A 15,922-nucleotide genomic window follows, 5' to 3' on the forward strand; every position below is an offset into this window, starting at 1 on the left:
AACTCATGCGCAACATCGATATACAAAGTATAAAACAGCGATTCGGGATTATAGGCAATTCGCCTCTACTGAACCATGCCATTCAGGTAGCGGCACAAGTAGCACCTACCGACATGACCGTACTGATAACCGGTGAGAGTGGCAGTGGTAAAGAATCTTTTTCCAAGATTATCCATCAGTTGAGCCCGCGCAAACATGGTCAGTTTATAGCCATAAATTGTGGCGCCATACCAGAAGGAACTATAGATTCGGAGTTATTTGGTCACGAAAAAGGCTCTTTTACAGGCGCCCACGATACCCGCAAGGGTTATTTTGAGGTAACAGATGGTGGCACTATATTTTTGGACGAAATTGGTGAAATGCCGCTGGGTACCCAGGCACGCCTGCTGCGTGTGCTGGAAAATGGTGAATTTATAAAAGTAGGCTCATCTAAAGTTCAGAAAACGGATGTACGTGTAGTAGCTGCTACCAATGTAAACTTGCTGAACGCTGTAGAAAAAGGCCGTTTCAGAGAAGATCTATACTATAGATTAAATACAGTTCCGATCACAGTTCCACCTTTACGCGAGCGTGGAGAAGATATTTATTTGCTGTTCCGAAAATTTGCCAGTGACTTTGCGGAGAAATACCGTGTAAAACCCATCACCCTGACACCAGAGGCTATTCCGGTGTTAATTGATTTCCGTTTTCCTGGTAACATTCGTCAGCTAAAAAATATTGTAGAGCAGATCTCGGTGCTGGAGTATGAGCGTGAGATAGATGCAGAAACACTGAAGCGATACCTGCCACGCGAGCAGGCCAGTCATGTACCAGCACTATTAAATACTGAAAAAGCTGCAGAACAGCCCTTTTCGGAACGTGATATACTTTACAAAGTGTTGTTTGATATGCGGCGCGATGTGTCGGATCTGAAAAAGCTGGTTTTTGAAATGCTCACGCACCAGCCTGCTGAAACAGACCTGCTAAAGGAACATAGCCATTTGTTTGAAAATATTGGTCATTTTGACTCACATACCTATCCTGCTCAGGAACAGACAGATGGTTTTTATCTGCCAATGAAGCAGGCGCAGCCTCACGAGTACGAAGATCAAAAAATAGAAGATATCCAGCATGAAAACGCTGAAGAAAGTCTATCTTTAGAGGATAAGGAAAAGGAAATGATTGTGAAGGCGCTGAAAAAGCATAACAACAAACGCAAATACGCTGCACAGGATCTTGGCATATCAGAACGAACGCTGTACAGAAAACTGAAACAGTATGAAATTGAAGAATAACTTAATTAAACTTTATACCTTCGGGCTGCTGTCTCTGCCATTGTTGTTCAGTGGCTGTGGAGTTTATTCGTTTACTGGTACTACCATCTCCCCGGATATAAAAACCATCTCAATTCAGAACTTTGAGAACCCGACCGGTGAAGGCCCTGCTAATTTAACGCAGATAGTTACCAATAACTTCAAAAACTACTACCGCCGTAACACTAATCTTACGCTTTTACAACAGGAAGGCGACCTGCAACTGGAAGGCCAGATCGTGAGCTTTACAGTATCACCGGCCGCTATTGAGCGTGAAGGAGAAGTTGACCGTGCAGCCTTAAACAGGCTTACATTAGGTGTACAGGTGCGCTACACAAACAGTAAGAACCCTGAAGAAAATTTTGACCAACTCTTTTCTATTTCCCAGGATTTCGACGAGAATACAGATGTAACTCAACTTCCGCCAGCATTTATCGAGGAACTTACCGAACGCCTGGTAACGGATGTATTTAATAAAACAGTAGCAAACTGGTAAGTATAAGCCCATTAAGTATAGCATACCCCCAATGAACAGATCAGCTTTTCTTGAACTGATACAGAAGGCTTCGAACATTACAGATCAGCAGACTGCGGAACTGGAAAAGGTAGCACATGCCTTTCCATACTGCCAGACCGCTCACCTGCTGCTGGCTAAATCTGCCTATGATAAGGGAAGCATGCTATCTACGCAGCGTCTGCGTCGTGCAGCAGCATATGCCACCGACCGACAGTTGCTGAAGCGTGTAATCTATACTTCACCAGTTGCAACCCCGGAATTTGATGAAACTGCAGTAACTGAACAGCCAGCCGCTGCACAGGAAACAGAAAGTAACTCCCAAGATCAAATTATAGTTACTACTTCAGTAACTGAGCCATCAGAAAATATTGAAATAAATACTGCTGATTATACCGATCAGCAAATTATAGTTGCAAAGGTTCCGGAAACAGTAACCCTACCAACTGATGAAGAAGTTATAGAAGAGCTTGCAGATGAAGCTATAGTTCTTTCAGCAACAGTAGCAGAAATGCATGTCATTTCAGAGCAACAGCCTGATTCTGAACTAGCCGATTTACTAACTATAAGCAGCCTGAGTTCTTCTTTTACTGATTTGCTTGCGCAGGCTCCTGATGCAGACTCAGTGACAGAAGATGAGTTTGTAATTGAGAACACAACACAGCTTCATGACACAGCAATCGCTCTAGCTGAGTTAGAGCAGGATGAGATACCTTTTGCAGACCCTGAAACGGAAGTTCATTTAAATAGCTTTACTCCTGCTGTACTTCATGAGGAAGAACCAACTGAAGTGTTTACGGCCGCACATCCGGAAGATGCAACAGTGAACTATAATTTCAGTGAGATTGACCGCATGTATGCGGAAGATGCATTGGGGTACTGGATGGGCTCCAGCAGAATGGGCGAACAATTGCAGCTTAAAAACGAATATACCCGGCCAAAGCCGCATGCTTTCCATCCGGAGCTTATACTGGAGTATAACAAAACGCATGAACTGGAGAAAGCTATACAGCCTGCTACCAACATCCTGAGCGAGCAACTGGATATTATAGATCAGTTCCTGAAGCTGAATCCAAGGCTTAAGACTATGGCAAACCTTAAGCTGAAGCCTGAGCCCCAGGAAGATCTTTCGTTGAAAAATTCGAAAATAAAAAAGGGAATGGCCTCTGAGAGTCTTGCTATTATCTTCTTAAAACAGGGGAAAGTAAAAAAGGCAATCAAAATATATGAGCTTCTCATTTTGAAAAATCCGGAAAAAAAGAGTTACTTTGCTGAACAGATAGAAAAATTACAAAACATAGACTAAAATGTACATCGCCCTTATCAGTATTATCGTTTTCATTTGCGTGTTGCTAATTTTGGTTGTGCTAGCACAAAACCCTAAAGGAGGCGGGCTTTCTAGCCAGTTTGGAGGCAGCACCAGCCAGTTAATGGGTGTAAAACGTACTGGTGACCTTCTGGAAAAATTAACGTGGGGTTTTGCAATTGCCCTTGTACTGTTAACACTGGGTACCCATACTATGGTAGGTACTTCAAACGAAGGTTCTGTGAACAGAAGCATTAACGAAGAGCGTGCACGTCAGTCTCAGTTACCAGGTGCCCCTGCTGCATTGCCAGGTGCTACAGATACTGCCAAAACTGCTATTCCTGATGCAGGTGAAATTCCTGAGATGGTCGACACAGCTACAAACAATCAGTAAGCAAAACAATAAGTATAAATATCAAGTAAGCCAACCAATTGAGGTTGGCTTTTTTGTTTTCCATACTGCCACTACTGTTCAACATTTACAAAATAAGTTCCCTTCTCTGACAAAAAATGACAAAATTGTCAGGTATGACAGTTCTTGTGTCTGCAAAATTGGCTTAAACAGGCCAATTAATCGGCTTGGCACAGGAAATGATAAGTACTTCATCGGTTTAAAAGTTTAAAATCAACCATAAAACCTAATAACATTAACAAACTATGTCAATCAGCATTAAACCATTAGCAGACAGAGTGATCGTAGCTCCTGCTGCAGCAGAAGAAAAAACGAAGTCTGGTATCATTATTCCGGACACTGCTAAAGAGAAACCACAGCGTGGTGAGGTAGTAGCCGTTGGCGAAGGCAAAGTATCTGAGCAAGGTACTCTTATGAAGCCACAGGTTAAAGTAGGCGACCAGGTGTTGTATGGCAAATATGCAGGTACTGAGATCTCAGTAGATGGCGGCGATTACCTGATCATGCGTGAGTCAGATATTCTGGCAGTACTTTAATCAAATCTATTCAGTAAAACTTAACTAGAACATAAACTATGGCTAAGAACATCACATTTGATGCCGAAGCTCGCCACAAAATAAAGTCTGGCGTTGACAAACTGGCAAATGCTGTAAAAGTTACCTTAGGTCCTAAAGGCCGTAACGTAATCATTGACAAAAAATTTGGTGCCCCTACTATCACAAAAGATGGTGTTTCAGTTGCGAAAGAAATCGAGCTGAAAGATGCTATCGAGAACATGGGTGCACAGCTGGTAAAAGAAGTAGCATCTAAAACTGCTGATCAGGCTGGTGACGGTACTACAACAGCAACTGTATTGGCTCAGGCAATCTATACTGCCGGTATTAAAAACGTAGCAGCCGGTGCTAACCCAATGGACCTGAAGCGTGGTGTAGACAAAGCTGTACATGCAGTAGTTGAGAACCTGCGCGCGCAGTCTAAGAAAATCGAGAACTCTTCTGAAATTGCTCAGGTAGGTACAATCTCTGCCAACAACGATGCTGAGATCGGTAAAATGATCGCGGATGCAATGGATAAGGTTGGTAAAGACGGCGTTATCACAGTTGAAGAAGCAAAAGGTACTGAAACTGAAGTGAAGACTGTAGAAGGTATGCAGTTTGACCGTGGTTACCTTTCTCCATACTTTGTTACTAACGCAGAGAAGATGGAAGCTGAATTTGACAATCCTTTCATCCTGATCTACGACAAGAAAGTTTCTACTATGAAAGAACTGCTTCCAGTATTGGAGCAGGTTGTTCAGACTGGCAGAGGCCTTGTAATAGTAGCTGAAGATGTAGATGGTGAAGCACTTGCTACACTTGTAGTTAACAAACTGCGTGGTTCTCTTAAAATTGCTGCTGTTAAAGCTCCTGGCTTCGGTGACAGAAGAAAAGCTATGCTGGAAGATATCGCTATCCTGACTGGCGGTACTGTAATTTCTGAAGAGCGCGGTTACAAACTGGAGAACGCTACGCTGGATTACTTAGGTAAAGCTGAGAAAGTGATCATCGACAAGGACAACACAACTATAGTTAATGGTGGTGGTCAGAAAGATGACATCGTAGCACGTGTTAACCAGATCAAAGCGCAGATGGAAACTACAACATCTGACTACGACAAAGAAAAACTTCAGGAGCGTTTAGCTAAGCTTTCTGGTGGTGTTGCTATCCTTTACATTGGTGCTTCTACTGAAGTTGAGATGAAAGAAAAGAAAGACCGCGTAGATGATGCCCTTCATGCTACTCGCGCTGCCGTTGAAGAAGGTATCGTAGCTGGTGGTGGTGTTGCCCTGATCCGTGCTTTAGATGCCCTTAATAACATCGACGTTTACAATGCTGATGAGCAGACTGGTGTTCAGATAATCAAAACTGCACTGGAAGCCCCTCTTAGAACAATCGTTTCTAACGCTGGTGGCGAAGGTTCAGTGGTAGTACAGGCTGTTCGAGAAGGTAAAGCTGACTTCGGTTACAATGCCCGCGACGACAAGTATGAAAACATGTTTGCAGCTGGTATCATTGACCCAACTAAAGTTACGCGTCTTGCTTTAGAGAACGCTGCTTCTATCGCAGGTTTGCTTCTAACTACTGACTGTGTAGTTTCTGAAGAGCCTGCTGAAGAAGGTGCTCCTATGGGCGGCGGTATGCCAGGTGGCATGGGCGGCATGGGCGGCATGATGTAATCAGACATCCCATAGTATAAATATAAAAAGCCCTTGTATCATCAGGTACAAGGGCTTTTTGTTTCAAAACAGACTTTTGGAATTGTTGAAGTATAGATGCTGGAGCTATATATAAATATGAAATACCCCTTACTTCTCTAACTCTTTAGCTCCTAAACTTTTTAAATTTCTAACTCCCTGATAGCTATAGTTATATCATGTGGAGCTACTTCATCGCCTCCAAAATATGGGTATAGCTGGTAGCCTTCTGCTTTGCCATTACAGTGCCTAGGCAACTCTACAGCATTACCGTTTAGTGTAAACACATACTTATTATCCTGTACCTGTATTTCATAAGTATAAGCCTTGTTAAGGTCTACTACCCCTACCATTTTAGACTGGCGAACTTTGTTCAGGTAAGTATAGGCATGTATCTCTAACTGATTATTATACCAGCGCCACCCAAAGCGTGCACTGTTACTGTGGTGGTCAGTTCGGCAATCGGCTATGCCATATAGTTTATTGATATCACCTTGGTTGGCATCTGTTGTGGTTTTGTAAGTAGCAGAGGCATCGAAGGTAGCTTCAAATTTAAGTGTAGTTACACTGCGCACAACAAAAGGTGAATCTGAACTATGCTCTCCCTTTTTTATAGTATAAACTATAGCTTGTGGTTCTGGGTCGGTGGTTACAGGCGTAACAGTAACGGTCTGGCAGGCAGACAGCAATAATAATGAAAGCGCAGCCCACTGCCGGCACTTTCGGGGTAAAGAAAACATTGGCTAAAAATGTAAAAGTTTGGCTATAAGTTAAATTTTAAAGTATAAGCAATCTTATATATAAGCTACTGATTATTAACAGATAGCAGCATTGAAATTGCAAATGCAAAAGTATAAAAATTATAACATAAAAAAGGCCTCGCTAAAATTAGCGAGGCCTTTTTTATAAAATATTTTACAAATGCATTAGCCGCGACCGTGCATCATGTACATCAGTTTGCGTGTAAGTGCTACCAGTATCAAACCAGCCAATATTACGAATCCACCAATAGCTGAGAAAATGGTCATTGCGCCAAGTTCTTCTACATAGGATGCAATGTAACCACCTGCAATCTGAGCGATGAATGGAGCCAGGAACCAAACCCCCATCAGCATAGAAACAAGAGTTACCGGAGCAAGACGAGTTACCATTGAAAGTCCGATTGGAGAAAGGCAAAGTTCACCAATAGTGTGGAAGAAGTAAGTGGCGATCAACCATGCAAGACTTGCTTTGATTGTTTCGTCTTCAACGCCGCCTCGTTCCATTACAGCACCAACCATAAAGAAGAAACCAACCCCCAACAGGATCATACCCAAGCCCATTTTAGTAGGAATGCTCAGGTCTTTGCCTCGCTTAGCTAGGTATAACCAAAGCTGCGCAGTAAGTGGAGCAAAAGCAACTATAAACAGCGGGTTAACAGACTGGAACCATGAAGTTGGGATCAGGAATCCAAATACTTCACGATCGATGTATTTATCTGTATATACAGTCAGGGAACTACCCGCCTGCTCAAAACCAGCCCAGAAGAAAATAACGAATACAGAAATGATAAAGATAACCGATACGCGGTCAATCTCTTCTTTCGTAAGTTTTGCTTTCTGAATAGTTTCACCAGTAGTTGCATCTGTTTCAGCTTTTACTGGCTTCAGACCAAGGTCACCAAGAAAACGTGGCGCTAGCGTGTTGAATACGATCTGGCCAATCACCATACCGATACCGGCAGCTAAGAACCCATATTGGAAACCATAGTTGGTCACAGTCTCAACTCCGTCAACTACAGCTTTTGTAGCAAAGTAATCTTCTGCCAGGTAACCGCAAACAAGAGGTGCCAGGAACGCACCAATGTTGATACCCATATAGAAAATCGTAAACGCTGAATCGCGGCGAGGGTCGCCCTGTGCGTAAAGATTACCAACTATAGAAGAAATATTAGGTTTAAAGAAACCATTACCAATGATAAGCAGTAACAGACCCAAGTAGGTCATTTCAACTCCAATGTATGGAGTTGAGAATAAGCTGAACTGGCCTAAAGCCATCAGCACACCACCTATAAGGATCGCGCGACGGTGACCAAGGAATTTATCGGCCAACCAACCGCCTATAATAGGCGTAAAATATACGAAACCGGTAAAGTAACCGTATATTAAAGCAGCATCTGCTACACTGTAGCCTAAACCGCCTTCTAAGGCCGTTTTAGTAAGATAAAGCATTAAAAGGCCACGCATCCCGTAATAGCTGAAGCGCTCCCATAACTCTGTGAAGAATAACAGATAAAGCCCTTTAGGATGCTTTAGTTTTTCTTTTTCCACCGCAGCATCGGGGTGGTGTAGGTTAACAGACATAGATTAAGATTAGTTGAATGTTTAGTTTACTATAGTATAATCAGGGTTACTAAGAGAGTAAATATATTAGTTTAGACACAAACAGACAAATATTTTCCGTTATATAGTGTAAATGTAATATCAAATTCAATAAATCTGTTAACCCTTATTTTGATATATTATTTTTCATATTTTTGTAACATAGTTCTTAAAAACATCACCTTATTTTAATAAACCCAATAAACTCAAATGAAAGAATCTGGACATAAATCTCAAGTAGGTTTAGACAGCTTAGGTATTAAAGAGGCGAAAGAAGTACTTTGGAACCTGAGTCCGGCTGAGCTGGTGGAAGAAGCCATTAAAAACGGCGAAGGTACCCTTACTGATACCGGTGCTCTTATGTGCGATACCGGTAAATTTACTGGTCGTTCTCCTAAAGACCGTTTTGTAGTAAAAGACGCTAAAACTGAAAATACAGTATGGTGGGGCGATATCAACATCGCTTTTGACCCTGAAAAATTCGATCAACTGCACGCTAAAATGGTCGACTTCCTGAAGGATCGCAAATTATATGTACGTGATGCTTATGCCGGTGCACACCCTGATTACCGCCTTAACCTACGTATAGTTAACACCCAGGCATGGCAGAACCTTTTCTGTAACAACATGTTCCTGCGCCTTACAGAAGAAGAAATAGCCAAACATACGCCGTCTTTCACTATAATATGCGCACCTGAGTTCCAGGCAGATCCTGAAGTAGATGGTACACGCCAGTCAAACTTCGCGATCATCAACTTTACCAAGAACATGATCCTTATCGGTGGTACTGGTTATGCCGGCGAGATGAAGAAAGGTATATTTGGTGTGCTTAACTATATTCTTCCGCACGAGAAGAATACGCTTTCTATGCACTGCTCTGCTAACGTAGGCCAGGATGGTGACACAGCCATTTTCTTTGGTCTTTCAGGTACAGGCAAAACTACACTTTCTGCTGATCCTAACCGTGGCCTGATTGGTGACGATGAGCATGGATGGGCCGAAGACAGTGTATTTAATTTTGAAGGTGGCTGCTATGCTAAAGTTATCGACCTGACACGTGAGAAAGAACCACAGATCTGGGATGCGATAAAGTTTGGTGCTATTGTAGAAAATACACGTTACCACGAAGGTACACGCACGGTAGATTATACGAACAGCTCAGTAACAGAGAATACCCGTACTGCCTACCCTATCAACCACATTGATAACGCAATAGAGCCATCAAGAGCAGATATTCCTAAGAACATCTTCTTCCTGACAGCAGATGCGTTTGGTGTGTTACCTCCAATCTCAAAGTTGAATGCAAGCCAGGCGATGTACCACTTTATTTCTGGTTACACGGCTAAGGTAGCTGGTACTGAAGTTGGTATTACAGAGCCACAAACTACTTTCTCTGCTTGCTTCGGCGCTGCTTTCCTTCCACTACACCCTACAAAGTATGCTGAAATGCTTGGTAAGAAAATGGAAGAAAACAACGTAAATGTATGGTTGATTAACACAGGCTGGACTGGCGGACCTTATGGTGTTGGTTCACGTATGAAACTACCATATACACGTGCTATGATCACGGCTGCTTTAAACGGTGAGTTAAACGATGTTCATTATACTAAGCATCCTGTGTTCGGAGTAGAAATGCCTACATCTTGCCCTAATGTTCCTGCTGAAATCCTAAACCCTCGCAATACATGGGCTAATAAGGAAGAGTACGATGCAAAGGCAACAGACCTGGCAACTAAATTTGTGAAGAACTTCACGAAGTATGCAAGCTTCGCTAGCGACGAGATCATGGCGGGAGCGCCTCAGGTTGAAGTTGTTCTAGACTAAGTATAGATACCAATACAAAAGCCCCGTTGCCATAAGCTGCGGGGCTTTTATTTTTATACTTGCGTATATTCAGTTAGTAGGCAAGCACCTTGCCACTGCTGTGCGAACTAATACGATAATTAGAGTAATTTTTTAACAAATAACATTATAAACAATTAACAAGAGTGCACCTGTTTTATACTCCAGATATTACCTCTGAAATCTATACATTGAGCGAAGAAGAATCGAAGCACTGTACGCGTGTGTTACGTTTACAGCAAGGCGATACTGTTTATTTAGTAGATGGTGTAGGCGGGTTATATACAGCCATTATACAGGACAGTAACCAGAAGAGGTGCCAGCTGCAGGTAATTGACAAGCAGATAGAATACGGTAAACTGCCTTATATTTCGCATATAGCTGTAGCTCCTACAAAAAATATAGACCGCATGGAGTGGTTTGTAGAGAAGGCTGTTGAGATCGGAGTCAGTGAAATTACATTCCTGCTGTGTGATCATTCCGAACGAAAGCAACTACGTTTGGATAGGTTAGAGAAAATTGCCATCAGTGCCATGAAGCAATCACAGAAGGGTTATCTGCCGCTGCTGCACGACCTCACTCCTTTCCATAAATTTGTACAGAAATCCTTACACGACCGTACATTTATTGCTCATTTAGAAGATGATGCTACCAAATCTATAAAGCATTACTTTCAGGTTGATCAGCCACATTGTATTATGATCGGACCGGAAGGAGACTTCTCACCGGAAGAAATAAAAGCAGCCTATGCAGCAGGTATACGACCTGTTACACTTGGCGAAAGTCGTCTGCGCACCGAAACGGCAGCCCTTGTGGCCTGCCATACGTTACAGGTACTACACGAGATCTACTCAGCGTTAGACTGATTATCTATAAACGATAGAAGATGAAAAGAACCCTGCTCCTGCTGTGTATACTGCTGCTAACTATACCTGCGATGGCACAACGTTATAGTTTAAAACTTGCCAAGCTAAAGTATAGCGGTGGCGGCGACTGGTATGCAAACAAAACATCAATGCCCAACCTGATTAAGTTCTGTAACCAGAACCTGAACATGAACATTAAGCCTGATGAAGATGTAGTGGAAGTTGGTAGTCCGGAAATATTCAGCTACCCTTTCGTGCATATGACAGGCCATGGAAATGTGGTTTTCTCTGATGCAGAAGCTCAAAACCTAAGAAATTACCTGATAAGCGGAGGGTTCCTGCACATAGACGACAACTATGGCTTAGACAAGTATATCCGGAAGGAAATGAAAAAAGTATTTCCAGAATATGAATTCATAGAATTACCTTTTGACCACCCGATTTATAAGCAGAAATATGCTTTCAAAAACGGCTTGCCTAAGATACACGAGCATGATAATAAGCCTCCGCAAGGCTTTGGCATCATACACAAAGGCCGGCTGGTGTGTTTTTATAGTTACGAAACCGACCTTGGCAATGGATGGGAAGATGCCGAAGTACACAACGATCCGGAAAATAAACGACGGGAAGCCCTGCAAATGGGCGCTAACATTATCACCTATGCGCTTACACAGGGCAGCGGATTACAATAAAACAATTTCGAATTTTGATATAGTGAATGAGTGAATCTGTTTTGATCCGCAGAATGGTCAGAATTCATTTAATCAAATCGCAAGCAGATCCATTCGAAACTATTGTATGCCTCTTTTCTGAGACAAAACAATTTAACAATCAGCAATTAACAATTAATACCTTCTGTTAAAGATCTCAGAAAGTATAAATGCGTCGCGGGCAGTAGTCGGGTTGCGAAGTATAGATGGGTCAAATTTGCGAAGTGTGGTGGTTGGTTTTATGGTGTAGGGTTCAAAACTGGCTTTACGCTCTATAGGCGTCCGTTTAGGCATAAGCTGTTCTAAAGAGACGGCTTCAGGGGCTTTGTGTTCGTAAGTGCTTACTTTTGGCGATTCTACTGTTACAACTGGTGTTATAGTTTGCTCCAGGCGCTTTGTTTCTAATACTTTTGCCTGCTCTGCTTTAGGCTGCAATTCACGAAGAATATCTTCAAAAGACGTTACCGGAACCGGAGGCCGTTGGTGCGGTCTGGTTACAGGCGGTTCGTTCTCATCCCTAAACTTCTTTGGCTGGCTGTGGTCTTCTTTAAAATACTTTCTAAAAAAGCTAAAAAGAAAATAGCCAACTGCCAGTAGTATGTAGAATATGACCTTAAAATCTTCCATCAGCATGTCGTGTTACCAAATATAGCAATTTTAAAGTATAAATAGCTACAAGCTTTAGTTGACCCTTTGCAAAGTATAGATTTCCTAAAAACTATAGTTTATCCTGCCATATACTGTCTTAGATACGAGAATTAGTCTTATTTTTGAGATTAGAATTCAGTGTTTCTGCTTTTAGCTAATGCAAGTATCAAGATTAGAGATTAAAGGCTTCAAGAGTTTCGGTGATCGCGTGGTCATCAACTTCGATGAAGGTATAACCGGAATTGTTGGTCCGAACGGCTGCGGTAAGTCTAACGTGGTGGATGCCATCCGTTGGGTGTTGGGTGAACAGAAAACGCGAAACCTGCGCTCCGATAAAATGGAGAACGTGATATTTAACGGTTCCAAAACCCGCAAGCCGGTGCAGATGGCCGAAGTATCTATCACGTTTGATAACAACCGTGGCGTATTGCCAACAGAATACTCACAGGTTACAGTTACCCGCCGCTACCACCGTTCCGGCGACAGCGAATATTTGCTGAATGGTGTGCCCTGCCGACTGAAAGACATTAACGAACTCTTCCTGGATACTGGTATAGGCTCAGACAGCTATGCGATCATCGAATTGAAGATGGTAGATGAGATCCTGAACGATAAGGAGAACTCTCGCCGTTTGTTGTTCGAAGAAGCTGCCGGTATCTCTAAATTCCGTGTTCGTAAAAAGCAGACGCTTAAAAAACTGGAAGAAACTGATGCTGACCTGGAGCGCGTGGAAGACGTATTGTTCGAGATCGGCAAGAATATGAAAACGCTGGAACGACAGGCTAAACAAGCAATTAAGTATTTCCAGTTAAAGGAAGACTATAAGAAGCATAGCCTGGAGTTTGCCCGCCGTAACATAAGCCAATACCAGCAGACTATGGAGCGCCTGGAGCAGGACGTACAGCGCGAAACAGCCTTAAAAGAAGACTACGTTGGTGCTGTAACAGAAGCTGAAGATGCCATAGCTGACCAGAAAGAAGAACTGAACCGCACACAGGAACAGCTTGGCGAAATGCAGAAAACCATGCAGGTGCAAACCGCTAAACTGCGCCAGCTGGAGAATGATATTAAACTGAAAGCCGAGCGCAGCACTTTCCTGAAAGAACGTATTCAGCAACTACGCCAGCAAATAAGCCAGGATTCCTCGAACGTTGAGCATATACAGGAAAGTATAGTTGAGCTGCGTGAAGAACTGGATAATGTGCAGGAGCAATTTGGTACTGCCGAAGAACAGGTACAGGCGCTGAAAGAACAATTGCAGGAAGCCAATGAACAGAAGCAAACCTTACAGGATTCTTTCCAGGACTTGAGCCTGCAGCACCGCGACAAGCAGAACGCCGTTTTCCAGCACCACAAGCAGCTGGAGATCAGTAATGTGCAGATTCAAAGTATAGTTTCGGACCTGAACCGCATGGAACAGGAACAGCTTACTGCCGATGAAGATGCACAGCTGTTAGCCGAACAGCTACAGGAAGCACAGGAGCTACTGGAAAATACAACTACAGAACTGGTAAGCCTGCAGGCCAAAGAAGAAACCCTGCTGCAGAACATCGAGAAAACGGAGCTGGATATTGAAACGCTGAAAGAGCAGCTGGTAGACCTGAACCGTACCCGGGATGCTAAACAAAACCAATATCACTTGACCAAATCGCTGGTTGAGAACATGGAAGGATTTCCGGAAGCGATTAAGTTTCTGGCGCAGTCTGGTAACTGGCAGAAGCCGGCCCCACTCCTTTCGGATATTATAGTTTGCGAGCCTGCCTATAAAGGGCTTATAGAAAGCTACCTGGAGCCCTACATGAACTTCTTTGTTGTGGATGACTTACAGGATGCCTTGGATGCCGTGGAGCTGCTGAAGAGCCAGAATAAGGGCCGGGCGAACTTTATTATACTTTCTGAGATCGAAGAGCTCGAGCCGACGGCAACTTTTACCGAAGGAGACTTAAAAGCTGCTTACGAAGTAGTAAAAGCCGACAAGAAGTACAGCGACCTGATGAAGTACATGCTGAACAATGTATACATCAGCGATGATGTAGACCTGTATGATACCGACTATAAAACAATATTGCTGAAAGATGGCTCTGCTATTAAGAAGCCATTGAGCTTATCTGGTGGTTCAGTGGGTGTGCTGGATGGTAACCGTTTAGGCCGTAAACAGAACCTGGAAACACTGGCTAAGGAAGTGGAAGAACTGGTAAAGCAGGCTGACCTGATGCAAAGCCGTGTAAATGCCCAGCAACAGATACTGCTAAACTATAAAAGTGAATCGCAGAAAGAGCGCATTAAGGAGCTGGAGCGTGAGGTAGCCAAGCAGCAACAGGAGCTGCTAACTATACGCATTAAGTACGAACAGCACCAGCAGAACCGCCGCAACTATACTCAAAAGAAAGAAGAATTACTTCAGCGCAAAGATGAACTGAGCAAACTTGCCTTGGAAATGTCGCCGGTGGCAGAGTCTGACCAGCAGGAACTAAAGCGCCTGGAGGAAGAACTGGCTGTTTATACTTCCCAACTTAACCGCCAGCAGGAACAGATCGCTGTGATAAATGGCATGTATAACCAGGAGAATATCCAGTTTCACCAGTTAAAGAACCGCTTTGCCAGTTTACAACAGGAGATCAGCTATAAGCAGAAAACAGTTGAAACGAACCAGGAACGCATTGAGAATCTGAAGCAGGAAATGGCCAAAGCCGAGGAGGAAACTACTATAGCCAATAGCTTTATTGAAGAGAACGAAGCTATAGTTGAGCAGATGACCGAAGCACGCCGCGAATTCGGGTATGAGCTGGAAGCCATCGAGAAAAAATACTTCAGTCTGCGTGGTGAGCTCGACGAGAAAGACAAAACTATACGCGAACTGCAGCGCAAGCGCCAGAATGCAGACGAATTACTGATGCGTATGCAGCAGGCCCTGAATGATACAAAAATTAAACTGGTGTCTGTACAGGAACGTTTGGCAGTGGAATTCAACATCGAGACGGAAGACCTGAATCTCCCAGCCGACGAAAGTATAGAATTGGTTACCGAAGACTTAGGTAAGTATATTTCTGAGCTCCGTAATGCTATCGACAAAATGGGCCCGGTGAATGCAATGGCTGCTGAAGCTTATGTAGAGATTGAAGAGCGTAACAAGTTTATAACCGAGCAGCGCAACGACCTGGTAAACGCCAAGAACACCCTGATCGATACGATTAATGAGATTGATACCGTAGCGAAAGAGAAATTCTTGGAGTCGTTTAACGAGATCAAGAGCAACTTTATACGTGTATTCCGCAGCCTGTTTACCGACGAAGATAATTGCGACCTTGTAATTACGGATCCGAGCAACCCGCTGGAATCTAAAATTGAGATCATGGCACAGCCGAAGGGTAAGCGACCGTTAACTATAAACCAGCTTTCTGGTGGTGAAAAAACACTTACGGCAATTTCATTGCTTTTCGCTATCTACCTGTTAAAGCCGGCTCCGTTCTGTATCTTTGATGAGGTAGATGCACCGCTGGATGATGCCAACATTGACAAGTTCAATAATATTATCCGTACTTTCTCCAACGATTCGCAGTTTATAGTTGTAACGCACAACAAACGCACAATGGCCTCTACGGATGTAATGTATGGCATCACGATGATCGAAGCTGGTATATCCAGAGTTATACCTGTAGACCTGCGTCAGATAGCCTAAAGCATAGCTTAGTATAAAACAAAAAGAGCTCCTGAAGTATAAACTCAGGTGCTCTTTTTA

The 15,922-nt window shown here is 43.2% G+C and carries 13 protein-coding genes; 10 read left to right on the plus strand and 3 right to left on the minus strand.

Translation table 11 applies throughout. The features are described from left to right. Window positions 1-5: 5 nt before the first annotated feature. The 6 genes from MJ612_RS05260 to groL all read left to right on the plus strand — a co-directional run bounded on the left by MJ612_RS05260 (window position 6) and on the right by groL (window position 5,739). A complete protein-coding gene (locus tag MJ612_RS05260) occupies window positions 6-1,274 on the plus strand; it encodes a sigma-54 interaction domain-containing protein (RefSeq protein WP_187030120.1) in 1,269 nt (422 codons plus the stop codon). Next, entirely contained in the window at window positions 1,258-1,788 is a 531-nt protein-coding gene (locus MJ612_RS05265; protein ID WP_187030122.1) for an LptE family protein, read from the plus strand. The genes MJ612_RS05260 and MJ612_RS05265 overlap by 17 nt, the downstream gene beginning before the upstream one ends. Before the next feature lie 31 nt (window positions 1,789-1,819). Continuing rightward, window positions 1,820-3,112: a hypothetical protein gene (locus tag MJ612_RS05270; protein ID WP_187030124.1), complete on the plus strand. Its 1,293-nt coding sequence runs from the start codon at window positions 1,820-1,822 to the stop codon at window positions 3,110-3,112. Between the two features lies 1 nt (window position 3,113). After that, window positions 3,114-3,506 (plus strand): preprotein translocase subunit SecG, encoded by a 393-nt coding sequence (gene secG, locus MJ612_RS05275; RefSeq protein WP_187030126.1) that lies wholly within the window; start codon window positions 3,114-3,116, stop codon window positions 3,504-3,506. A gap of 263 nt (window positions 3,507-3,769) precedes the next feature. After that, entirely contained in the window at window positions 3,770-4,060 is a 291-nt protein-coding gene (groES, locus tag MJ612_RS05280; RefSeq protein ID WP_204282044.1) for a co-chaperone GroES, read from the plus strand. Between the two features lie 38 nt (window positions 4,061-4,098). Next, window positions 4,099-5,739: a chaperonin GroEL gene (groL, locus tag MJ612_RS05285; RefSeq protein ID WP_187030128.1), complete on the plus strand. Its 1,641-nt coding sequence runs from the start codon at window positions 4,099-4,101 to the stop codon at window positions 5,737-5,739. 161 nt (window positions 5,740-5,900) lie between these two features. Here groL and MJ612_RS05290 read toward each other — a convergent pair whose 3' ends face one another. Then, window positions 5,901-6,497, minus strand: coding sequence for a hypothetical protein (locus MJ612_RS05290; RefSeq protein WP_187030130.1), 597 nt, complete (start codon window positions 6,495-6,497; stop codon window positions 5,901-5,903). A gap of 186 nt (window positions 6,498-6,683) precedes the next feature. Next, window positions 6,684-8,099: a peptide MFS transporter gene (locus MJ612_RS05295; protein ID WP_187030133.1), complete on the minus strand. Its 1,416-nt coding sequence runs from the start codon at window positions 8,097-8,099 to the stop codon at window positions 6,684-6,686. A gap of 228 nt (window positions 8,100-8,327) precedes the next feature. On the opposite strand from MJ612_RS05295, the gene pckA reads away from it, so the two are divergent. The 3 genes from pckA to MJ612_RS05310 all read left to right on the plus strand — a co-directional run bounded on the left by pckA (window position 8,328) and on the right by MJ612_RS05310 (window position 11,517). After that, a complete protein-coding gene (gene pckA, locus MJ612_RS05300) occupies window positions 8,328-9,941 on the plus strand; it encodes a phosphoenolpyruvate carboxykinase (ATP) (RefSeq protein ID WP_187030135.1) in 1,614 nt (537 codons plus the stop codon). Window positions 9,942-10,105: 164 nt separating this feature from the next. Beyond that, window positions 10,106-10,825 (plus strand): 16S rRNA (uracil(1498)-N(3))-methyltransferase, encoded by a 720-nt coding sequence (locus MJ612_RS05305; RefSeq protein ID WP_187030137.1) that lies wholly within the window; start codon window positions 10,106-10,108, stop codon window positions 10,823-10,825. Window positions 10,826-10,845: 20 nt separating this feature from the next. Next, window positions 10,846-11,517, plus strand: coding sequence for a DUF4159 domain-containing protein (locus MJ612_RS05310; protein ID WP_187030139.1), 672 nt, complete (start codon window positions 10,846-10,848; stop codon window positions 11,515-11,517). A gap of 153 nt (window positions 11,518-11,670) precedes the next feature. Here the strand turns inward: MJ612_RS05310 and MJ612_RS05315 are convergent, their stop codons facing one another. Then, window positions 11,671-12,162 (minus strand): hypothetical protein, encoded by a 492-nt coding sequence (locus tag MJ612_RS05315; protein WP_187030141.1) that lies wholly within the window; start codon window positions 12,160-12,162, stop codon window positions 11,671-11,673. 178 nt (window positions 12,163-12,340) lie between these two features. On the opposite strand from MJ612_RS05315, the gene smc reads away from it, so the two are divergent. After that, window positions 12,341-15,862: a chromosome segregation protein SMC gene (gene smc / locus MJ612_RS05320; RefSeq protein ID WP_187030143.1), complete on the plus strand. Its 3,522-nt coding sequence runs from the start codon at window positions 12,341-12,343 to the stop codon at window positions 15,860-15,862. The last annotated feature ends 60 nt before the right edge of the window (window positions 15,863-15,922 follow it).

Origin of the sequence: Pontibacter deserti, from assembly GCF_023630255.1 — a bacterium.
GTDB lineage: Bacteria > Bacteroidota > Bacteroidia > Cytophagales > Hymenobacteraceae > Pontibacter > Pontibacter deserti.